This window comes from Stenotrophomonas sp. WED208 (genome assembly GCF_040984485.1).
GTDB lineage: Bacteria > Pseudomonadota > Gammaproteobacteria > Xanthomonadales > Xanthomonadaceae > Stenotrophomonas > Stenotrophomonas riyadhensis.
Genome location: NZ_JAZARB010000001.1, coordinates 3,642,703 through 3,663,721 on the forward strand (window position 1 = coordinate 3,642,703; position 21,019 = coordinate 3,663,721).

A 21,019-nucleotide genomic window follows, 5' to 3' on the forward strand; every position below is an offset into this window, starting at 1 on the left:
GCCGGCGCTACTCCGTGTATCGCACTGCGTGCACTTTGGCTTGCTCTGGCATGTAGGTGAAGCGATAGGTCATCACCACGACATGGGTACGGGACCACAGCCAGCGTCTTCTTTCGTCGCGCACAACCAGCACACCTTCAGCCGGTCGGGATATCCGCGCGGTGGGAATATCTTCGAAGGCTGACTTGACGTTCAACAGGCCCATCCGGGGCGGCAGCTGCTGTTTCACAAAGCCACTGATGTCCTGCTTCTGAGCACCCTCCAGCGGCGGCATCCTGTGAATGCTGTCCAGCATCTGCTCGGCCTTCATCTTCAACGTCACGATGGGCAGCGCGGTTCGCATGGGGTCGGCTGCCGAGCCTCTGCCGGGCGCCAGCACGCCCCACAGGACCAAGGCAATGCCCAACGTCCGGAAGATCCTGCTCCCCATGTGACACTCCCTGCTGGCTTGACGGGCCCATGCGCCCAGGCACGGTATCAGATCACATACTGCGCCTGGCCGTTCCCGAACGACCAGTTCTCCTTCTTCACTTCCACCAGGTTGATGAACACGTCCTCGCGGCGGATGCCCACCGCCGCGTGCAGGCCCTCGGCGATGCCGGCGTACAGCGCCTTCTTCTGCTCCAGCGTGCGCCCTTCGTTCCAGGTGATCTGGATGCAGATGAAATCGTCGGTGCGGTCCACGCCCAGGTAGCCGGGATCGTAGATCAACGTGCCGGGCTCGTGTTCCTGGAAGATCTGGAAGCGATCATTTTCCGGCACGCCCACCACACGCATGGCCTGGTAGATGGCTTCACCGACGCGCTGCAGGTAGTCGGCGGATTTACCTTTGCGAAGATCGATGCGGGCAAGCGGCATGGCGGGGCTCCAGGGCCAGATGGGACGACAGTGAGCCGAGACTACGCCCGTCGGGAGGGGCGGCACAGCGCATGGATGGAACGTCTGCTTTCATGGATGGCACGTTTGTCTGCGCCCGCGCCGGGTGACGTGATTGCCATCTACTTGGGCTGTGTAGCGGCGCTGCTTCGTTCAGACAAGGCGCGGATTACCCCATGGATGGTGGAACCCCGTCTTGGCTGGCGTTGTTGCAACTTTCCTCAATGACTTCCGTCTTTACGTGGATCGATGATCGCATCGCCAAGGCAGCATGCCCTGGTCGGGATTGGCGTCTCGAATAAACGAACAGGCTCACAGGATGTTGCGATCCAGATCGCAGCAAAGAGAATGCACCGACTGCCTTCTATGGCGGGCGGTGCGTGGGGATCGCAAGATCCGCCGGGCCTTTTCTCCCTGTGAGCCTTTCTGCCTTGGTACGCCAACCCGCACCGTCCGCCACCTTCACTCCGAAGGTGGCCTTGCGCCAGTGAGGGTTTCGCCATGACCAAACGAGCCGCATCGTTTCCACGCCTGTATGCCTTGATTGCCGACATCGCCATCCAGGTTCCCGACGACATCGCACGCGAGATCGAGTGCGCATTGGACGAGCAGAACCTGCCCGTGCAGTCACCCGCGTTTTTCGCGTGCCTCAATGCCATCAACAACGTCGATGGCGAGGACGGGCAGCCGTGCAGCAGCCTCACCCTTGCCGCGAGCAATCACGCGTCGCTGCGCCGCTCGATGGCGGGGCTCACCGCAGTGCTCGATCTGCTGCAGGCCGCCGACCGCGCGCGCAACGAGGCCGGCCCGGATGAACAGCTGGGCGCCTTCCACACTGACGGGTTGATCGTGGCCGCACGGCAGCTGGTGCGCGAAGCCAACCATTGCCTGGAAGGCGGAACCGCCTGAGCGACTGGCCGCCACGTGGCTACAATCGCGCAGGGAATCGCAGGAGAACGCAATGGACGCCGAACACCTGGAGTACTTCAAGGCCGCACTGGAAGGCCGCGCAAGCGTGGGCTGGAACGTCTGGTTCGCTACCCACCAGCAGGCGCTGGCACAGCAGCTGAGCCGCCCTGCGCTGCTGCGCTTGAAGTTCAACACACTGGATGAAGCCGAACGCCTGCTCGCAGAGGCTGGCATCGTGCCCCGCAGTACGGCAGGCAAACGCTACGAAATGTACTGCGCCGCGTTCTCGCCAGACGTGGTGGACGCGAACGGTCGTCCGCTGCCAGCCATCTGGCGCGCGGCACACGGCGGTGCCATCGGCCTGCTGGCCGATGGCGAGCACGAAGCCGGCCAGGCCAAGCTGCTTTCGGAGTTCCGCCGCGTCCGCAAGCACGGGCAGCAGCAGGCGCACGAATGGTTGGGCGATCTGTGCTTTGAAGGCGGGATGGAACTGAGCGGCGGCAATGCCGAGGTGGGCCGTAGTCTGCTGGCGGTGGTGGTGCGGGCCGGCAGTGGCTACGACCTGTTGGATGGTGTCGCGATGATGGCCCGCGAACTGCTGGAGGATCCCGGCTGAGATGGAACCCGCCTCGGCGAGCGCCGAGGAACTACAGGCAACAAAAAAGCCCCCATTGCTGGAGGCTTTTTTCGTTCTGCAACATGGTGGGCGGTACAGGGATCGAACCTGTGACCCTTGCCGTGTGAAGGCAATGCTCTACCGCTGAGCTAACCGCCCGGTGTGTTGCTGAGCCGCTCATTATAGGGGCTTTTCAGAGGCCGTCAACACTTTTTCACATAGGTGTTCACGGGCGTTTTCGGGGACTGCAGTCGAGCATGGCTCGACTCTACAGAGGAGCGGGGTCACAGGCGTTTTGGGGCATGCAGCCGAGCATGGCTCGGCTCTACAGGACCGCCCTGCGCGGCCTCACATCGTGTGGGTCGGCTTGTCCGAGCTGGTCAGGCCAGCCAGCAGGGTCTCGATCTTGTGGCGCACGCCCTCGCCTTCGGCGCCATCGGCCAGCTGCACGCCGATGCCGGCGGTACGGTTGCCCTGCGCACCGGCCGGGGTCACCCAGATCACCTTGCCAGCCACCGGCAGGCGTTCGCTGGAATCGGGCAGGGTCAGCAGCAGGAACACCTCGTCGCCCAGGAAGTAGCGCTTGGGCGTGGGCACGAAGATGCCGCCGTTCTTCACGAACGGCATGTACGCGCTGTACAGCGCGGCTTTGTCCTTCACGGCCAGGGACAGGATGCCCTGGCGGGCGTTGCTGGCACTCATCGATTTCCCCTTGCGGCAAGCCGCTCGTTCACCTTGTTCCAGGCCAGCAGCAACTCGACCACGGCAAGGTCTGCACGCACCGTGGTGCGCAGCAGGTCGCGGGTGCGGTTGGCCGCATCGAACCAGGCTGCAAGCTTGTGCAATCGCTCCGGCGTGGTCAAGGCATCGGTGCTGGCCTGGGCCAGCGCCAGGTCGGCCGCAAAGCGCAGGCGCAGCGCCGCGTTGTCATCACCGCACCACTTCTGCGCCAGCTCCACCGCGCCGGTCTTGCCGGCGGCCAGCTGTTCCAGTTCGCGGCCCACTTCGCGGCGCAGGCTCAGGCCATCTTCGCGCAGCCAGTTGTCGGCCTGGCCGGGGTGGCCGCGCGCAGCCTCCAGCGCTTCGCGCGCAGATGCTTCGCTATGGCCCTGCTGCTGCAGCCAGGCCAGCGCTTCGTGCTGCGGCGGCAGCTTGAATTCCAGGCGCTGGCAACGGCTGCGGATGGTCTGCGGCAGGCGCGCCGGGTCGCTGCTGATCAGCCACAGGTAGCGACCGGGCTGCGGCTCTTCCAGGGTTTTCAGCAGCGCGTTGGCCGCCGAACGGTTGATCGCATCGGCAGGGTCCACGATCACCACCTGCGCCACGCCGTACTGCGGGGTCAGCGCCAGCTTGTCGGTGATCTCACGCACCTGCTCGATGACGATCTCGGTACGCAGCTTGTCGCCGCTCTTGTTCGGAATGAAGCTGACCAGCTGCAGGTCCGGATGGGTACCGGCGGCGATCAGCTGGCGCGTGCGCGTGGCATGCGCGGCATCACCGCGCGCCAGCACGTGGTCGGCCAGCGCCAGTGCCACCTCGCGCTTGCCCAGCCCGGCCGGGCCGCAGATCAACAGGCCATGGCCGAGCCGGTCGGCATCAAGCGCGGCCACGGTCTGATCGAACGCGCGCTGCTGCCACGGCGAGATCGTGCTCATGCGCCCTCCCCGCCCTGCAGCCAGCGCTCCACGCGCGCGACCACGTCGGCCGCTACGCGCTCCTGCACCTGGCCGGCATCAATCAGCGCGAAGCGCTGCGGGTCCTGCTGCGCGCGGCTGCGGAACACTTCGCGCACGCGCTGGAAGAAATCATCCTGTTCGCTTTCGATGCGGTCCGGCCACAGGTCACGGCCATTGGCGCGCGCGCGGCCCACGGCCACATCCACATCCAGTAGCAGGGTCAGGCCCGGCAGCAGGCCCACCGCGCGTCGTTCCAGATCGGCAATCCACTGCGGATCGAGGCCACGGCCACCGCCCTGGTAGGCATAGCTGGAATCGGTGAAGCGATCGCTCAGCACATAGGCGCCGCGCTGCAGTGCCGGCTGGATCACCTGGCGCACATGCTGCGCACGTGCAGCGAACACCAGCAGCAGCTCGGCTTCGGCGCTGAGCGGCTCGGCGGCGATCTCGGCATCGGGTTTCAGCACCAGGCCACGGATGCGCTCGGCCAGCGGCGTACCGCCCGGCTCGCGGGTCAGCACCACCTCGTGGCCGTGGCTGCGCAGGCAGTCACGGATGGCATTGATGGCGGTAGTCTTGCCCGCGCCCTCGCCGCCTTCCAGGCTGACGAAACGCGGGTGGCGAAGCAGCGCGGGACTCATTGCGCCGGGGTCTCCTTGGTACGTTGCTGGCGCAGCTGCTGCAGGTAGCGGGCCACTGCGGCGTTGTGCTGGTCCAGGCTGGGCGAGAACACGTGCGCACCACTGCCATCGCCGACGGCAACGAAGTACAGCGCGTCGCCCGACAGCGGCTGCGCGGCGGCCATCAGCGCGTCGCGGCTGGGCATGGCGATCGGGGTCGGGGTCAGGCCGGCACGGGTATAGGTGTTGTAGGGCGTATCGGTGGTCAGGTCGCGACGGCGGATGTTGCCGTCATACGCGGCACCGATGCCGTAGATCACGGTCGGGTCGGTCTGCAGGCGCATGCCGATCTTCAGGCGGCGCATGAACACGCCGGCGATCTGCGGGCGTTCGCTGGCCAGCGCGGTTTCCTTCTCGATGATCGAGGCCATCGTCAGCAGTTCGTACGGCGTGTTGATCGGCAGGTCCGGCGCGCGGCTTTCCCACGCTTCGTCCAGCGCCTTCTCCATCGCAGCGTGGGCACGCTTGAGCACGTCCAGATCGCTGTCGCCGCGCTGGTAGACATAGGTCTCCGGCAGGAAGCGGCCTTCCGGATGCTGGCCCCCGAAACCGAGACGCTGCATCAGCGCGGCGTCATCCAGGGTGTCGGTGGTGTGCAGCAGCGGCTCGGCGCGCTTGAGCGCAGCACGCAGCTGGCGGATGTTCCAGCCCTCGACGATCGTGACGCGGTGCTGCAGCACCTTGCCCGCGCGCATGCGGAGCAGCAGTTCGCGCGGGGTCAGGTCGGCGCTGAGCGCGTACTCGCCCACTTTCAGTTTGCCGGCGGCGTCGAGCTGGCGCGCCAGCAGCTGCCATTGCGCGTCCTGGCCTTCATCCACGCCGGCGTCGCGCAGCTTGCGCAGCACGCTGTTCATGCCATCGCCGCTGGCGATGACCATGCTCTCGGCGGTCGGGGTGATCGGGGCGTCGGCGAACCGGGTCTGCTGGTAGAAGAACCACGCGCCCGCGCCGGCCACGACAGCGGCCAGCACCACCACCAGCGTTACCACGAACAGACACCCGCGCTTGGCTCCCGCCATGGACTACCTCTGAACTCGATTCCGTCGTGCAGGATACCGTGCCGGTGGATTGGGGTCATGACCGGGTGGCAGATGCCCGCATCCGTGCCGACCAAGGTCGGCACCCACCAGAACCGCGGCCCCGGATGAATGAGGTTGCCGGCCAGCGGCCGGCACTACCCTTGCTGGCCGAGTGCGCGCAGCAGGCCGCGGGCCTTGGCGCGGGTCTCGTCCAGTTCCTTGTCCGGGTCCGAGTCGACCACGATGCCGGCGCCGGTGCGGAAGCTCACCTCATGCCCGTCCACTTCGGCGGTACGGATCAGGATGTTCAGGTCCAGGTCGCCATCGCGGTTCAACCAGCCGAACGCACCGGTGTAGGCACCACGCGGCACCTGCTCCAGCTCGCTGATGATCTGCATGCAGCGCACCTTCGGGCAGCCGGTGATGGTGCCGCCGGGGAAGGTCGCGGCAATCACCTCGCCGGGCGTGACCTCCGGGCGCAGATGGCCGCTGACGTTGCTGACGATGTGATGCACGTGCGCGTAGCTTTCCACGGTCATCAGCTCATCGACCACCACGGTACCGGGCAGGCAGATGCGGCCCAGGTCGTTGCGCTCCAGGTCGATCAGCATCACGTGCTCGGCGCGCTCCTTCGGGTGACCGACCAGCTCCTGGATGCGCGCAGCATCGTCGTCGCCTTCGAAGCGTGGACGGGTACCGGCAATCGGCCGGGTCTGCGCGTGGCCGGCATGCACCGACACCAGCCGCTCGGGCGAGGAACTGACCACGTGGCGGCCGTGCGCGCTGAACAGCCCGGCGAACGGTGCCGGGTTGGCACGGCGCAGCTGCGCGTACAGCGCCTGCGGGCTGACCGGCGCGGCAAACTGCGCGCTCCAGCGCCGCGACAGGTTCACCTGGAACACATCGCCGGCACGCAGGTATTCGATCACCCGGCGTACGCCGTCGGTGAAGCGCTGCGGCGCATCCTCGCCGACCGACTGCGGCGGCTGCCAGCCCTGCCCGGCTTCGGGCAGCGTGGCCGAGGCCAGTGCCACCAGCGCATCCAGCAATGCCTGCTCGCCGGCTTCGGCGATGACGAAGCTGGCCTCGTTGTGGTGGTCGTGCAGCACCGCCGCCGGGCAGCGCAGCGCCAGCGCGGTCGGGCGGCCGTCCCCGCGCGCGCGCGCCAGCAGCACCGGTTCGATCTGGCTGGCCACTTCGTAATCCAGCATCAACGCCCAGCCACCGCGGAACGGCAGGCTGTGGCTGCCGTCGTGCGGCAGGCGTTCGTGCTGCCAGGCGCGGTCCAGCACCTGCAGGAAGCTGCCGGCGTGTACCACGTCGTGCTGGTCGCGCACCCGGCCGTCGGCATCCAGCCGCAGGCAATCGCCCTGTGCGGCCAGCAGCAGGCTCCAGCGGCCCTGGGCGGTACCCGAGGCGGTGGATTCCATCAGCAGCGGGAAGCGCGCCGGATCGTGCTGCTGCAGGGCCAGCAGATCGATCGGGTGCGGCAGCGGGTGGATCAGCGGTGCGTGGGTCATGGCGGCCAGTTCAGGGATTCAGATGCACGGAAGCCGCCTTGCGGCGGCCTCCTCGTGCGTGACGCACGTTCAGTCGAGCATGGCTCGACTCTACACAGCGGCGGAGTCGAGCATGGCTCGACTCTACAACTCGGTCAGACGCGCTTGAAGATCAGCGTGCCGTTGGTGCCGCCGAAGCCGAAGCCATTGGACATCACCACGTCGACCTTGGCCTGGCGTGCTTCGTTGGGCACGTAGTCCAGGTCGCAGCCTTCGCCCGGCTGCTGCAGGTTGATGGTCGGCGGGATCACGTTGTCCTGCAGCGCCATCACCGAGAAGATCGCTTCCACGCCGCCGGCAGCGCCCAGCAGGTGGCCGGTCATCGACTTGGTGGAGCTGACCATCATCTTGTAGGCGTGGTCGCCGAAGGCGGTCTTCATCGCCATGGTCTCGCCCAGGTCGCCCAGCGGCGTGGAGGTGCCGTGCGCGTTGAGGTAGCCCACCTGTTCCGGGGTCACGCCGGCGTCCTTCATGGCCATGACCATGCAGCGTGCGGCGCCTTCGCCGTTCTCGCTGGGTGCGGTCATGTGGTACGCGTCGGAGCTGGCGCCGAAGCCGGCCAGTTCGCAGTAGATCTTCGCGCCACGCGCCTTGGCGTGCTCGTACTCTTCCAGGATCAGGATGCCGGCACCGTCGCCCAGCACGAAGCCGTCACGGTCCTTGTCCCACGGGCGCGAGGCCTGTTCCGGGGTATCGTTGCGGGTGCTCATGGCCTTCATCGCGCAGAAGCCGCCCACGGCGGTCGGCGAAGAGCCACGTTCGGCACCACCGACCACCATCACGTCGGCATCGCCGTACTGGATCATGCGCATCGCGGTACCGATCGAATGGTTCGAGGTCGCGCATGCCGACACCGCCGAGAACGACGGGCCCTTCAGGCCGGTGATGATGCTCAGCTGGCCCGGCAGCATGTTGATGATGGTCTTGGGCACGTAGAAGGGCGAGATCTTCTTGCCCTCGTGGAACTCGATGGTCTGCTCTTCGATGCCGAGCAGGCCGCCGATGCCGGCGCCGACGATGGCGCCGATGCGCTCGGCATTGGCGTCGGTGATCTCCAGGCCCGAGTCGTGCAGGGCCATGAACGAGGCACCGAGGCCGTAATGGATGAACGGGTCCATCTTCTTGGCATCCTTGCCGCTGACCCGGAATCTGCCGAACAGTTCATTGTCGGCGGTGATGTCGAATCCCTTGACCTCACCTGCAATCTTGGTGGTGAACCGATCCAGGTAGGCATCAGAAACGTTGGTCAGCGGACCGATGCCCGAACGACCATGGGTGATGCCTTCCCAGCTGCTGGCCAGATCATTGCCCAACGGCGAGACGATACCCAGGCCGGTTACGACGACGCGACGCTTCATTGCTGTTTCTCCTGACCCGGATGATTTCTACGGGTAACTCGGTTTGCTTCGATGTGATGCCCAAACACACGGGGCCGCAACAGCGGCCCCATGGGGTGCGGTGCGCGGCGAGGATCAACCCGCACGCGCACTGCCGTCTGACATCAGGCCTTGACGTGGGCCTTGACGTAGTCGATGGCGGCCTGCACGGTGCTGATCTTCTCGGCTTCTTCGTCCGGGATCTCGCACTCGAATTCTTCTTCCAGGGCCATCACCAGCTCGACGGTGTCCAGCGAGTCAGCGCCCAGGTCATCGACGAACGATGCGCTGTTGGTGACTTCTTCTTCCTTGACGCCAAGCTGTTCGACGACGATTTTCTTGACGCGTTCTTCGATGGTGCTCATGGGATCTCGCTCCAGATGGAGTTGTGGTTCAAAAGTGGTCGCCATCAAAGGCGATGGCCGTGGGATAGTGTAGTGGAAACCGGCGCGGCCTTGCATCGCAGCAAAAAACCCGGCAGATCAACCACTTGCGGCGCAATCCCTGCGCCCCTTGCTTACGGCATGTACATGCCGCCGTTCACATGGAGGGTTTCACCGGTGATGTAACCGGCAGCCGGGCTGGCCAGGAACGCCACCGCATGGGCGATGTCTTCCGGCGAACCCAGGCGTTCGAGGGCGATGTCGTTGATCAGCGCGGTACGCGCTTCTTCCGGCAACGCCTTGGTCATGTCGGTGTCGATGAAGCCAGGTGCGACAACATTGACGGTGACACCGCGCGAACCGATTTCCTTGGCCAGCGACTTGCTGAAGCCGATGATGCCGGCCTTGGCGGCCGCGTAGTTGGCCTGGCCGGCATTGCCGGTCACGCCCACCACCGAAGCGATGTTGATGATGCGGCCCTTGCGCGCCTTCATCATGCCGCGCATCACCGCCTTGCTGGTGCGGAACACGCTGGTCAGGTTGGTGTCGATGATCGACGCCCAGTCCTCGTCCTTCATGCGCATCAGCAGGTTGTCGCGGGTGATGCCGGCATTGTTGACCAGGATCGAGATCGGGCCGAATTCCTTGGCGATGCCGTCCAGCACGCTGTCCAGCGCAGCCACGTCGGTGACGTTCAGCGCGCGGCCGTGGCCGCCGTGGGCAGCCAGGCGCTCACCGATCGCAGCGGCGCCGGATTCGGTGGTGGCGGTGCCGATGACGGTGGCGCCCTGGGCGGCCAGCAGATCGGCGATGGCGGCACCAATGCCACGGCTGGCACCGGTGACCAGTGCGATTTCACCCTGCAGGGGCTTGCTCATGATGTTTTCCTCAGGCTGGGGCGGCCGCCGCACCCGTGCCGCGTGCAGCGGCCACCGGTACGGTCGGCAGGAACAAGGGGGATCAGGCCGACCATGCCTCGCGGGCAGCTTCGAAGTCGCCCGGCGTGGCCAACGAACGGCCGTCGATAGCCTTGTCGATGCGCTTGACCAGGCCGGTCAGCACCTTGCCAGGGCCGCACTCGGCGATCCGGGTGACGCCACGGCCGGCCAGTGCCTGCACGCACCCGGTCCACTGCACCGGCTGGTACAGCTGCTGGACCAGCGCGGTACGGATCGCGTCGATGCCGTCATGCACCTTGGCGTCAACGTTCTGCACCACCGGCAGCTGCGGTGCCTGCCAGGCCAGGCCGGCCATCACTTCAGCCAGGCGGTTGGCGGCTTCGCGCATGAGCGGGGTGTGCGAGGGCACGCTGACGGCCAGCTTGACCGCCTTGCGCACGCCCTTCTCGGCCAGCAGTGCCAGCGCACGGTCAACCGCATCGGCGTCGCCACCGATCACGATCTGGCCCGGCGAGTTGAAGTTGGCCGGCACCACCACCTGGCTGCCTGCCGCTTCAGCGCAGACGTCCAGCACCAGCTGGTCTTCGGCGCCGAGCACGGCGGCCATGGCGCCGACACCGGCCGGTGCGGCTTCCTGCATCAGCTGGCCACGCAGGCGCACCAGGTGCGCACCGTCATGCAGGCTCAACGCGCCAGCCGCGACCAGCGCGGTGTACTCGCCCAGGCTGTGACCGGCCAGCACCGACGGGCGCGGACCGCCCACGGCGTTCCAGGCGCGCCACACGCCGATGCTTGCGGCCAGCAGGGCCGGCTGGGTGTATTCGGTACGGTTCAGCATTTCCTCCGGGCCGCCCTGGGACAGCGCCCACAGGTCGACGCCGGCACCATCGGATGCCTCGGTGAAGGCTTCACGCACCTGCGGGTGCAGTTCGGCCAGCTCGGCCACCATGCCCACAGACTGCGAGCCCTGGCCGGGGAAGACAAAAGCGAGGGTGGATACGGTCACGCGGTCATCCGCTTGTTGCAATCGAAGCGGGCCATGATAAGGGGGAACATGCCGTGTCGTCTGTACGTGCGCGTATGCACGCGTATGGTGGGTGGCCGGGCAAGCGCAACGGGGTCAGATCCCTTTTCCTGCGGAAAAGGGATCTGACCCCTATCAGCCATCAGCAGAACAGCTCCAGCACGTCCAGGTGCCCGTCGGCGAGGAAATCCACGCACAGGCCCACCAGCATCAGCACGCCGGTGGTGCTGGCGCCATGGGTGATGAAGATCGAATGGGCCAGCGCGCGCGCCGAACGGCCCAGCTTCATGCAGACCCGGGCGAGGCTGCGCAGGCGACCACTGACCGCGTGCACGTGCTCGCGTACCGGCGCCTGAACGTCGCCCATCGCCTCGGCCATCATCGCCTGCAGGTGCTCGGGGCGGTCGGCGTAGTACTTGGCCACGCCGTAGCCGAACATCAGCCAGTCGCGGGCCTGGGCTTCGGACAGATCCATCACTTCCAGCGGATCTTCCTCGAAGTCGATGAAGCCCACCTGCTGCCCATCCCAGGTGAGGTTGCGCGGCAGCGGCTGGCCGAAATAAGCGCCGCGTCCATGAGCCTCGGCAATGGCCTGCATCGCCGCCATCACCAGCCGGTCGCGACCGGCCTCATCGGCCTGGCGCAGGCAGGTATTGAACGAATTGCCGTTGTCGCCGATCACCAGCGCGGCATGGCCGGTGCCCAGCACGTCGGGCACGTTCACGCCCTGCGCCTGCAGTTCCCCCAGGCGACGGGCTTCGGTTTCGCGCGCTGCATCACCGCCGCGGTGCGGTGGCGGGCGCAGGGCATCGAGATGGAAACGGCGGGCAACAAAATTGAGCAGGCCCAGGGCCACTGCTCGGCTTCCCTTGCCGTACTGCTTCAGCCAGGCACGTTGCCCTTCGATGACGATGGGCTCAACCATGACAGGTCCTCCTTAAAACGCGTTACGGCCCCAGAGGGGCCGTAACGACAAAGCTTCACGTTGTCGTAACTTGCACTATCAATAGCGCAACAGGGCCGAACCCCACGTGAAGCCGCCACCGAAGGCTTCCAGCAGCAGCAGCTGGCCGCGCTCGACCTTGCCGGAACGCACGGCGGCATCCAGCGCCAGCGGCACCGAGCCCGACGAGGTGTTGCCGTGCTTGTCGACGGTGACCACCACCTGGTCCATCGACATGTCCAGGCGCTTGGCGGTGGCTTCGATGATGCGCAGGTTGGCCTGGTGCGGAATCAGCCAATCCAGGTCGGACTTGTCCAGGCCATTGGCGGCCAGGGTCTCGTCCACGACCGAGTCCAGCGCCTTGACGGCGTACTTGAACACGTCGTTGCCCTTCATGTTGATGGTGCCGCCACCGTTGGCGCCATCCTTGAAGCCGGCCGAGACACCGACCGGGTTCCACAACAGTTCCTTCTTGCTGCCATCGGCATGCAGGTGGGTGCTGAGGATGCCGGTTTCTTCGTCGGCCTTGAGCACGACGGCGCCGGCGCCATCGCCGAACAGCACGCAGGTGGTGCGATCGTTCCAGTCGACCATGCGGGTCAACGTTTCAGTGCCGATCACCAGCACGTGCTTGCAGTCGCCGGAACGGATGAACTTGTCGGCCACGCCCAGCGCGAACACGAAACCCGAGCAGGCGGCGTTGACGTCGAAGGCGGGGCATCCGGCCACACCGAGCTTTGCCTGGATCAGGCACGCGGTGGACGGGAAAATGAGGTCAGGCGTGGTCGTACCGACCACGATCATGTCGAGCTGCGAGGCATCGATGCCTGCGGCTTCAAGCGCGCGCAGGGCGGCGTTGTAGCCAAGGTCGCTGGTGGTTTCGCCTTCGGCCGCAATGTGCCGTTCACGAATTCCGGTGCGCGACTGGATCCACTCATCCGAGGTTTCGACCATTTTTTCCAGGTCGGCGTTGGTCAGGACTTTTTCCGGCAAATAGCTACCGGTGCCCGCGATCCTCGAGTAGATCCGCTTGCTCATCATGTTTCCTGTTGCGCGGGCCGCCGATCACCGGCACGCCCGGGAAAGAAGGCAAAGGCCGCTGCCCGGAGGCAGCGGCCTTCCCGGCACATCAATCTTCTTCGACGGCCGAGGTCTTGGTCTGGATGACCTTCTTGCCGCGGTAGAAACCATCGGCAGTGATGTGGTGACGCAGGTGCACTTCGCCGGTGGTCGGGTCGGTCGACAGCTGCTTGGCGCTCAGGGCGTCATGGGCACGACGCATGCCGCGGCGGGACGGGGTGACACGGGATTTCTGCACAGCCATGGGATTGCTCCAAACTCGGTTCGTTTTGCTTCGTCGTATCGTCGCGCAGGACGCCAGCGCCCAGCACACTTTCGCTTTCGCCGCAGCCGCCGACGACAATCCGGCTGCTATTGTTTCTTCAGTGCCGCCAACGCCGCAAACGGGTTGGCCTTCTTCGTTTCTTCTTCGCTCGGCGCCCAGTCCTTGTCGACTGCTTCGCCATCGGGCGACAGCGGTACAACCGGCACTGCCAGCACCAACTCATCCTCGACCAGGTCCAACGGACGCAGCTGGCCGTCTTCCGGCACCAGCAACGCCTCGTATTCCTCCGGCAAGGACGATTCCTCGTCCTCGTCGCGGATCAGGCCAAGCCTCTGGGTCACCTTCACCGGCAACAGGAATCGCTGCATGCTGCGCTGACAGGTCAGCGGCAACGCGGTGTCGATGGTCAGTTCCACATAGGATACCCGCAAGACGTCGTCGCGACCGAATTCAAGCGAGTAGGCACACTCGCCGTCGGTATCTGCGACCAACCCCTGCAGGCGGGTCAATTCAGCCAGGGAGACCTGACCGTCGAAGCGCCTTCGCGCTACAACCATCCGCCAGGCATCCAGCGTTTCGGGCACGTTCGCGGACATAAGCCGCTGAATACTAAGGATCGGGGCGGCGGCTGTCAAATGCCCGCCATACAGGACTTGCCGCTGGCGCTGCGGACGGGCCAGACTGCCGCGCCCTGCCCCGGTATTGTCGCATGTCACTGGTCCTGGCCTCCACCTCCCGCTACCGCCGCGAACTGCTGCAACGGCTGGGCCTGCCGTTCGACTGCGCCCGCCCGGAGGTGGATGAAACCCCGTTGAACGGCGAGGCCCCGCAGGCTCTGGCCACGCGCCTGGCTGCGGCCAAGGCCGCCGAGGTGGCTGCCCGCCATCCGGGCGCCTGGGTGATCGGCTCGGACCAGGTGGCCGACCTGAACGGGCAGTCGCTGGGCAAGCCCGGCACGGTCGAGGCCGCCCATGCTCAGCTGGCGGCGATGGCCGGGCAGACCGTGCGCTTCCATACGGCCGTCTGTCTCAGCCGCGATGGAGATTCGTTTACGGCCATCGACCTGACCGAAGTGCGTTTCCGCGCGCTGGAACGGGATGAGATCGCCCGCTATGTCGCCGCCGAACAGCCGCTGGACTGCGCTGGCAGCTTCAAATGCGAGGGCCTGGGCATCAGCCTGTTCGAAGCGATCGACAACCGCGACCCGACCGCGCTGGTCGGCCTGCCGTTGATCGCGGTGTGCGGACTGCTGCGCAAGGCAGGTTTCGCGGTGCCCTGAACTGCGGGGTGCACCACCTTGAACTGTAGAGTCGAGCCATGCTCGACTGCTTCTGCTGTAGATGGCAGGTGGCCCGGGAAAAGCAGTCGAGCATGGCTCGACTCCACAAAAGCAGGCGTCAACGAACCTCGAACGGCTGCTCCTGCCACGCCTCCACGCTGCCATCGCGGCCGTACAGGCGCAGGCCCAGCCAATGCCGCCCTGGTGCCAGCGTCGTCGTGTCCAATGAGGCATCGAAGCCGACTGCGGGATGCTGCGGGTCGGTGCTGTCCGGCCAGGTCTGGCGCACATCGAAGGCGCGTCCATAGCGCGCATCACCGATCGAGCGGCCATCCACCAGCACTTCAACCCGTGCAAGACCGACACCGTCCTTGAACGCCCAGCCCTTGATCGCGAACATGCCGGACACCGTCTCGCCATTGGCGGGTGCATCCAGCCAGGCCATCGCCGGGGTCACACACGGCCCGGTTGCCCGCTGCACCGGCAACCGGAACAGCAGGAAACGCTGGAACCCATGGTCGCTGCTGACCACCCGCGGCGCGGGCAATGGCCCCACCTGCTCGCAGATGGCGTGATAGCGCTCAAGCAGTTCGCGATAGCGCTGATCACTGGGCGACAGGACCAACAGCATCGGCACCGTGCGCTCGCCTTCATGCAACAAGCCCCACTGCGCGAGCTGCGCGGTGCGTCCATGCTTGTCATTGAGCGGATGCGGCAACACTTCAATATTCCCGTTGCCAAGCTGGAACCCAAGTTCGGCGCCAACCTTGAAGTTGCCCGCCAGCACGCGCGTTCCCTCCGGCATCTGGCGCAACTCGTCGTGCACGGCGACCGCCAACGGCTGCCAGCCGGCGAAATTGCGCGGGTAGTACTTGCTGCCCGCCAACTCTTCGCGCAACGAAGGCGTGGACGCCATCAGGTAGTAGCCGAACGCGAGCACCATGCCTGCGCCTGCCAGCCACCAGCCGGTGCGCCGCAGCCAGCGCGGCCAGCCGTTGAGCACCACCGGCACGGCCACCAGCAACGCCAGGTAGCCCGGCAGCGGCCAGTGGAAACTGATGCGCTCGACGTCGGTGAAGAAACCCAGCAGGAAGATGCCCAGCGTGGATACGCCCCCCACCAGCCCGAAGTAGCGCCACTGCACGCGCGCGCCACCGCCGCTGCGGGTACCGGCCAGCGCCACCTTCCACATCGCCATGCACAGGATCGGGGTGACCAGCATCGGCTGGATCACCAGGAACCACAGCCCCCCCCACTCGAATGCCCAGGGATGGCGCTCGACCACCTGGAACTTCAGGCCGGCATCGTGATTGTCTGCATTCCATGCCAGCAGCGGCAGCCATGCCAGCACGCCCACCGCCAGTGCCACCCACACGCGTGGATCACCCAGCATGCGCCGCCCCTGCGGCAGCGCCAGCAGCGCGATGAAGCCGACGCCGATGACACCAATGAAGCGATAGTGGCTGAGCGCACCGATCGCCAGGCCCAGCGCGAGCTTCATCGCCGACGATGCGTCGACGTTGTGCAGCAGCCGCGCGCCGGCGTGCAGACAGATCACTGCCGCCAGCGCCATCGGCACATCCGGCACTGCCAGCAGGCCCAGCGTCGCCGACAACGGCATCAGCAGCGTGAGGCTGCCCGCCTGCCATCCGGCCACATTGCCGAACCAGCGCGTGGCCGTGCGCACCACCAGCAATGGCAGCAGCGCGCCGATGGCCAGGAACGGCAGGCGCAGGGCAAGCACATGATGGCCACCGATCTCCACGCCCAGCCGTGCCAGCCATGCGGTCAGCCCGGGCAGATCCGAATACGCGGCCGCCAGGTGCTGGCCTTCCTGCCAGTAGAACGCTTCATCGACGAACAGCGGCAGGCGCGCAGCGACCACCAGCTTGGCCGCTGTGACCAGCGTCCATAACCAGAGAAATATCGTTCGTGCGCGCTGTTCGCCTTGCATTGCTCTATGGATAATCGTGTGGATTCCAGATCTGAGACGATCATGACAGCTTCGTCCCCCAATCCCAGCATGCTAACCGATCAACTGCGTCAGGCCCTGCGGGAGGCACAGGATCAGGTGAATGCACTGGTACTGGGCAAGGTGCCGGAAGTCAGGCTGGCTTTCGTCGCCCTGCTTTCCGGCGGCCATCTGCTGATCGAAGATCTGCCCGGCCTCGGCAAGACCACACTGGCGCATGCACTGGCCAGCAGCCTCGGCCTCGGCTTCCAGCGCGTGCAGTTCACCTCCGACCTGCTGCCCGCCGATGTGCTCGGCGTCTCGGTGTATGAAGCAGGCAGCCGCCAGTTCCAGTTCCACCCGGGCCCGGTGTTCACCCATGTGCTGCTGGCCGACGAGATCAACCGTGCGCCGCCACGCACGCAGAGCGCACTGCTGGAGGCGATGGCCGAACAACAGGTCACCCTGGATGGACAGACCCACGCCCTGCCCGATCCTTTCTTCGTGATCGCTACGCAGAACCCGGTGGATCTGTCCGGCACGTTCCCGCTGCCGGATTCGCAGCTGGACCGCTTCCTGCTGCGACTGGCGATGGGTTACCCCAGCACGCAGGCCGAGCGCGAGCTGCTGCGCGGCACCGATCGCCGCGACCTGATCGCGCGTGCCGTACCGAAACTGGATGACACCCAGGTGCGCGCGCTGCGCGACGCAGTGAACCAGGTGCATGCCAGCGACGCGCTGATCGACTATGTGCAGGCGCTGCTGACCCGCAGCCGCCAGCATGCCGGTGTGCGCGTGGGCCTGTCACCACGTGCGGGCCTGGCGCTGCTGCGCGCGGCCAAGGCACATGCACTGCTGCTGGGGCGCGGCCATGTGGTGCCCGAAGACGTGCAGACCCTGTTCGTGTCGGTGGCCGGTCACCGACTGGTGGCGGAAGCCGAGTCCAGCTCGGGACCGGCACTGGCACGCGCGATCCTGCAGACCGTTGCGGTCGACTGAGCGTGGCCACGCGCTGGGCACGACTGCAGCTGATGGCTCGCCCGCGCAGGCCCGAAGCGCTGCCGCAGCGGCTGGACCGCCACCGCATCTACGTACTGCCCACCCGCTTCGGCCTGTTCGTCGCCACCCTGTTGGCAGCAATGCTGCTGGGCGCGTTGAACTACAACAACAACCCGGCACTGCTGCTGGCCCTGCTGTTGGCAGCCGCAGCAATCGCCAGTGCCATCGCCGCGCACCTGCAGCTGTCCGGCGTGCAGATCGACGCGATCGCCGCCGAACCGGTTCCAGCCGGGCAGCCGCTGCGCCTGCGCGTGGACCTGTCACTGCGCGATCCCCGTGCTCGTCACGGCCTGCACCTGCAACTGGGCGACAGCGAGGCCTGGACCTCGCTGCCTGCCCACGGCCGCGGCGAAGTGGAACTGCAGGTACCCAGCGAACGCCGCGGCTGGCTGGAGCTGCCGCGCATCCGCCTGTCCACCACGCAGCCACTGGGCCTGGTGCGGGCATGGTCGTGGGTCTGGCCGGAACAGCCACTGCTGGTCTATCCACTGGCCGAAGCACTGAGCCCCACGCTACCGGAGAGCGGCAGCGATCCGCTGCACACCCGCGCCCATGCCAGCGGCGAAGAGCTGCACCAGCTGCGGCCGTACCGCGCGGGCGATGCCCCGCGCAGCATTTCCTGGAAGCATTCGGCGCGCCGCGACAGCCTGCTGGTTCGCGAATATGAAAAGCCGATCGGCATCGAAGTCCTTCTGGACTGGCGCACGCTGGCACCGCTGGGCCATGAAGCACGCATCGCGCGGTTGGCACGCTGGGTGGACATGGCCGAGCGCGAAGGCCGCCGCTACACCCTGCTGCTGCCAGCACATCCTGCTTTCGGCCCCGGCCAGGGCGCCAGCCACCACCACCTGTGCCTGCGTGCGCTGGCGTTGATGCCGCATGACTGACCCCACTCTCCTGCTCGACCGCACGACCCGCAACTGGACCCTGGCCAGCGCGGCGCTGGCGCTGTTGCCGTTGCTGCTGCAGCTGCCACCGCTGTTGGCGGGCGTGATCGCAGCGGCGGCAATCGTCACGGCGGTCCTGTCATGGCGAACGCTGTTGCCGATGCCGGTGCGCCTGCTGCTGGTGCTGGCCATGCTCGCCGCCATCATCTGGCAGATGGGCATGGTGCGCCCCGGCCGTGATACCGGCTGCGCCCTGCTGGCGGCGATGCTGGCGATCAAATCCAGCGAACTGCGCAGCCTGCGCGATGCGCGCAGCCTGCTCGGCTTCGCGCTGTTCTCGCCGTTTGCGGCATTCCTGCTTGATCAGGGGCCGCTGACCACGGCGCTGGCTGCGCTGGCCGGGGTCAGCGCGCTGCTCGCCCTGCAACGCCTGGCCCAGGATGAAGGCCATGCCGGCCGCCTGCCACTGCGCGGGCAGCTGCGCGGGGTCGGCCGCCTGCTGGCGATCGGCCTGCCACTGGCACTCGCCTGCTTCTGGCTGTTCCCGCGCCTGGCAACGCCGCTGTGGGGCGTTCCCGAGCGCGCTGTCGGCACACCGGGGCTGTCCGACAGCATGGAACCCGGCCAATGGCTGGACCTGATGGCCGATGACACCCCGGCGCTGCGCGTGCAGTTCTTCGGTGCCGTGCCCGAGCCGGCGCAGCGCTATTGGCGCGGGCCGGTACTGACCGCCTTCGATGGCCGGCGCTGGACGCGCGACCGGGCCAGCGCGCGACGGCCCGCGGCAGTGGTCGATGCCGGTGCGCAGGGCTGGGACTACCAGATCGACTACGAGCCCACCGACCGCCGCCAGCTGGTGGCCCTGGACCTGCCCAGCCGTGCCCCTGCGGGCAGTACGCTGGACGCGGACATGAGCCTGAGCAGTGAACGTTCGCTGGCCTCGCTCAGCCGCTGGCGACTGCATTCGGCGCCACCGCAACGCTTCGACAGCTCACTGTCGCCCTACCTGCGCCGCGCCACACTGCAGCTGCCCGCCGGCTTCAATCCACGTACGGCGACCCTGGCCCATCAGTGGCGGCAGGACGCCGGCAGCGATGACGAGGCCATCGTCCGCCGCGCGCTGCAATGGATCACCACCGATTTCTCCTACACGCTGGAAACGCCGCCGGCGGGACGCGATCCGGTCGACGAGTTCCTGTTCGGCTACAAGGCCGGCTTCTGTGAACACTTCAGCGCCGCCTTCGTGGTGCTGATGCGCAACGCCGGCATTCCGGCACGCGTGGTGACCGGCTTTGCCGGCGGCACCCGCAACCGCCTTGGCGACTACTGGGTCGTGCGCCGGATGGACGCCCACGCCTGGGCCGAGGTCTGGCTGCCCCAGCGTGGCTGGGTGCGCATCGATCCCACCGCCGCCGTGGCACCGGAACGCATCCTCGACACCCTCGACGACCGCCTGCAGGCCGGCACTGACAGCCCGTTGCAGCAGCGCTGGCTGCAGCTGGGGCAGATGGGCGACTGGCTGCGCCGCGGCTGGAACGACCTGGTGCTGTCCTTCGATGCGCGCCGCCAGCAGCAACTGCTCAAGCCATTCGGGCTGGACGAGCTCGGGCCGGGACAGCTGGTCACCGGCTTCGTGGTCGCTGCGTTGCTGGCACTGGCGTGGATGGCCTGGCTGCTGGCCCGCGGCGAGCGCGAACGCGATCCCCTGCTGCGTGCCTGGCATGGACTGGGCCGACGCTATGCCCGCCTCGGGTGGGCCCGGCCCCCGCATGAAACCGCAGGGGACTGGGCGCGTCGGGTGCACGCCCAGCACCCCGATCCCGCCCTGCTCGCGCTCAGCCAGCGTTTCGCTGATGCGCGTTACGCTGGAACTTGCACCGACCTCGCTTCATTATTGCGGGACCTGCGCAGGCATCGCCCGACTTCCGGAGCCTCCCCATGAACACCAAGTTCCTTCTTACCGCTGTGGCCACGCTGGCCCTGTCGGCCTGCGCCACGGCCCCCAAGCCGCTGCAGGGACAGTTCAGCCTGGTCTCCCCGCGCGACTCGGTCGCCACCCAGCAGGTCGGCACGCCGGTCCGTTGGGGCGGCCGCATCATCGAAACCAAGCCCGGCCAGGGCGAGACCTGCTTCCAGATCATCTCGCGCCCGCTCAATGGCAGTGGCCGCCCGAATACCACTTCATCCGACGCCAGCGACGGCCGCTTCATCGCCTGCCGTGCCGGCTTCTACGACCCGGCTGTGTTCGAGGCCGGCCGCGACGTGACCTTCATCGGCAAGATCGACGGCTACCAGAACACCCGCATCGGTGATTACGACTACCGCCTGCCGAAGCTGTCGGCCGATGTGATCTACCTGTGGCCGGAACAGCGCCAGGTCGACGTGGTGCCCTACCCCTATGGCCCGTGGGGCCCGGGTCCGTACGGCCCGTACTGGGGCGGCTACGGCCGTTGGGGCTGGTGGTGATCGCCACCGCACAGGCATGACGTCCTGATGGCGCACTTGCCCAGTCAGCGCCATCAGGAACGTCAAATGCTG

23 protein-coding genes and 1 tRNA gene are annotated in these 21,019 nt (G+C 66.7%); 7 read left to right on the forward strand and 17 right to left on the reverse strand.

Annotated features, from left to right (window positions below):
• Positions 1 to 7: 7 nt before the first annotated feature.
• The gene (locus VPH47_RS16540) at positions 8 to 430 is read right to left on the reverse strand and encodes a hypothetical protein (RefSeq protein WP_368851290.1); all 423 of its coding nucleotides are present in this window, start codon (positions 428 to 430) and stop codon (positions 8 to 10) included.
• Between the two features lie 47 nt (positions 431 to 477).
• Positions 478 to 858 (reverse strand): tautomerase family protein, encoded by a 381-nt coding sequence (locus tag VPH47_RS16545; RefSeq protein ID WP_110711305.1) that lies wholly within the window; start codon positions 856 to 858, stop codon positions 478 to 480.
• Between the two features lie 519 nt (positions 859 to 1,377).
• Here VPH47_RS16545 and VPH47_RS16550 point away from each other — a divergent pair.
• Both VPH47_RS16550 and VPH47_RS16555 read left to right on the forward strand, forming a co-directional pair.
• The gene (locus VPH47_RS16550) at positions 1,378 to 1,785 is read left to right on the forward strand and encodes a hypothetical protein (protein WP_368851292.1); all 408 of its coding nucleotides are present in this window, start codon (positions 1,378 to 1,380) and stop codon (positions 1,783 to 1,785) included.
• Positions 1,786 to 1,837: 52 nt separating this feature from the next.
• Entirely contained in the window at positions 1,838 to 2,401 is a 564-nt protein-coding gene (locus VPH47_RS16555) for a hypothetical protein (RefSeq protein WP_368851293.1), read from the forward strand.
• 84 nt (positions 2,402 to 2,485) lie between these two features.
• Here VPH47_RS16555 and VPH47_RS16560 read toward each other — a convergent pair.
• The 14 genes from VPH47_RS16560 to VPH47_RS16625 all read right to left on the reverse strand — a co-directional run bounded on the left by VPH47_RS16560 (position 2,486) and on the right by VPH47_RS16625 (position 13,901).
• Positions 2,486 to 2,560, reverse strand: a tRNA-Val gene (locus VPH47_RS16560).
• A 189-nt stretch (positions 2,561 to 2,749) separates the two neighbouring features.
• The gene (locus VPH47_RS16565) at positions 2,750 to 3,103 is read right to left on the reverse strand and encodes a PilZ domain-containing protein (protein ID WP_004146965.1); all 354 of its coding nucleotides are present in this window, start codon (positions 3,101 to 3,103) and stop codon (positions 2,750 to 2,752) included.
• On the reverse strand, positions 3,100 to 4,056 hold the full coding sequence (locus tag VPH47_RS16570; RefSeq protein ID WP_368851294.1) for a DNA polymerase III subunit delta': 957 nt from the start codon (positions 4,054 to 4,056) through the stop codon (positions 3,100 to 3,102). Before VPH47_RS16570 ends, VPH47_RS16565 begins: the two co-directional genes overlap by 4 nt.
• Positions 4,053 to 4,718 carry a dTMP kinase gene (gene tmk / locus VPH47_RS16575; protein WP_312570167.1) on the reverse strand — a complete coding sequence of 222 codons (666 nt, stop codon included), beginning with the start codon at positions 4,716 to 4,718 and terminating at the stop codon, positions 4,053 to 4,055. The genes VPH47_RS16570 and tmk overlap by 4 nt, the downstream gene beginning before the upstream one ends.
• Positions 4,715 to 5,776 carry an endolytic transglycosylase MltG gene (gene mltG, locus VPH47_RS16580; protein WP_180854062.1) on the reverse strand — a complete coding sequence of 354 codons (1,062 nt, stop codon included), beginning with the start codon at positions 5,774 to 5,776 and terminating at the stop codon, positions 4,715 to 4,717. Before mltG ends, tmk begins: the two co-directional genes overlap by 4 nt.
• A gap of 155 nt (positions 5,777 to 5,931) precedes the next feature.
• The gene (locus tag VPH47_RS16585; protein ID WP_368851295.1) at positions 5,932 to 7,296 is read right to left on the reverse strand and encodes an aminodeoxychorismate synthase component I; all 1,365 of its coding nucleotides are present in this window, start codon (positions 7,294 to 7,296) and stop codon (positions 5,932 to 5,934) included.
• Positions 7,297 to 7,430: 134 nt separating this feature from the next.
• Positions 7,431 to 8,693 carry a beta-ketoacyl-ACP synthase II gene (gene fabF / locus VPH47_RS16590; protein ID WP_368851296.1) on the reverse strand — a complete coding sequence of 421 codons (1,263 nt, stop codon included), beginning with the start codon at positions 8,691 to 8,693 and terminating at the stop codon, positions 7,431 to 7,433.
• A gap of 143 nt (positions 8,694 to 8,836) precedes the next feature.
• Positions 8,837 to 9,076 carry an acyl carrier protein gene (acpP, locus tag VPH47_RS16595; protein WP_005408313.1) on the reverse strand — a complete coding sequence of 80 codons (240 nt, stop codon included), beginning with the start codon at positions 9,074 to 9,076 and terminating at the stop codon, positions 8,837 to 8,839.
• A gap of 152 nt (positions 9,077 to 9,228) precedes the next feature.
• The gene (gene fabG, locus VPH47_RS16600) at positions 9,229 to 9,972 is read right to left on the reverse strand and encodes a 3-oxoacyl-ACP reductase FabG (RefSeq protein WP_110711292.1); all 744 of its coding nucleotides are present in this window, start codon (positions 9,970 to 9,972) and stop codon (positions 9,229 to 9,231) included.
• An 82-nt stretch (positions 9,973 to 10,054) separates the two neighbouring features.
• On the reverse strand, positions 10,055 to 10,999 hold the full coding sequence (gene fabD, locus VPH47_RS16605; RefSeq protein WP_032127764.1) for an ACP S-malonyltransferase: 945 nt from the start codon (positions 10,997 to 10,999) through the stop codon (positions 10,055 to 10,057).
• Between the two features lie 160 nt (positions 11,000 to 11,159).
• Entirely contained in the window at positions 11,160 to 11,942 is a 783-nt protein-coding gene (locus VPH47_RS16610) for a serine/threonine protein phosphatase (protein WP_197611305.1), read from the reverse strand.
• A gap of 78 nt (positions 11,943 to 12,020) precedes the next feature.
• On the reverse strand, positions 12,021 to 12,998 hold the full coding sequence (locus VPH47_RS16615; RefSeq protein WP_368851297.1) for a beta-ketoacyl-ACP synthase III: 978 nt from the start codon (positions 12,996 to 12,998) through the stop codon (positions 12,021 to 12,023).
• Between the two features lie 91 nt (positions 12,999 to 13,089).
• Entirely contained in the window at positions 13,090 to 13,284 is a 195-nt protein-coding gene (gene rpmF, locus VPH47_RS16620; protein ID WP_004154640.1) for a 50S ribosomal protein L32, read from the reverse strand.
• 107 nt (positions 13,285 to 13,391) lie between these two features.
• On the reverse strand, positions 13,392 to 13,901 hold the full coding sequence (locus VPH47_RS16625) for a YceD family protein (protein ID WP_094001990.1): 510 nt from the start codon (positions 13,899 to 13,901) through the stop codon (positions 13,392 to 13,394).
• Between the two features lie 113 nt (positions 13,902 to 14,014).
• On the opposite strand from VPH47_RS16625, the gene VPH47_RS16630 reads away from it, so the two are divergent.
• Positions 14,015 to 14,584: a nucleoside triphosphate pyrophosphatase gene (locus tag VPH47_RS16630; RefSeq protein WP_110711288.1), complete on the forward strand. Its 570-nt coding sequence runs from the start codon at positions 14,015 to 14,017 to the stop codon at positions 14,582 to 14,584.
• Between the two features lie 118 nt (positions 14,585 to 14,702).
• On the opposite strand, the gene VPH47_RS16635 is transcribed toward VPH47_RS16630, so the two are convergent.
• Positions 14,703 to 16,538 (reverse strand): glycosyltransferase family 39 protein, encoded by a 1,836-nt coding sequence (locus tag VPH47_RS16635; protein WP_153856511.1) that lies wholly within the window; start codon positions 16,536 to 16,538, stop codon positions 14,703 to 14,705.
• Between the two features lie 42 nt (positions 16,539 to 16,580).
• Between VPH47_RS16635 and VPH47_RS16640 the strand changes: the two genes are divergently transcribed.
• From VPH47_RS16640 to VPH47_RS16655, 4 genes are read left to right on the forward strand one after another with little or no spacing between them, the layout of a single operon-like run.
• Positions 16,581 to 17,534 (forward strand): AAA family ATPase, encoded by a 954-nt coding sequence (locus VPH47_RS16640; protein ID WP_368851298.1) that lies wholly within the window; start codon positions 16,581 to 16,583, stop codon positions 17,532 to 17,534.
• Between the two features lie 32 nt (positions 17,535 to 17,566).
• Positions 17,567 to 18,481 carry a DUF58 domain-containing protein gene (locus tag VPH47_RS16645; protein ID WP_368851602.1) on the forward strand — a complete coding sequence of 305 codons (915 nt, stop codon included), beginning with the start codon at positions 17,567 to 17,569 and terminating at the stop codon, positions 18,479 to 18,481.
• Positions 18,474 to 20,423 carry a DUF3488 and DUF4129 domain-containing transglutaminase family protein gene (locus tag VPH47_RS16650; protein WP_368851300.1) on the forward strand — a complete coding sequence of 650 codons (1,950 nt, stop codon included), beginning with the start codon at positions 18,474 to 18,476 and terminating at the stop codon, positions 20,421 to 20,423. The genes VPH47_RS16645 and VPH47_RS16650 overlap by 8 nt, the downstream gene beginning before the upstream one ends.
• Positions 20,420 to 20,947, forward strand: coding sequence for a Slp family lipoprotein (locus tag VPH47_RS16655; protein WP_088024728.1), 528 nt, complete (start codon positions 20,420 to 20,422; stop codon positions 20,945 to 20,947). The genes VPH47_RS16650 and VPH47_RS16655 overlap by 4 nt, the downstream gene beginning before the upstream one ends.
• Positions 20,948 to 21,019: the final 72 nt, after the last annotated feature.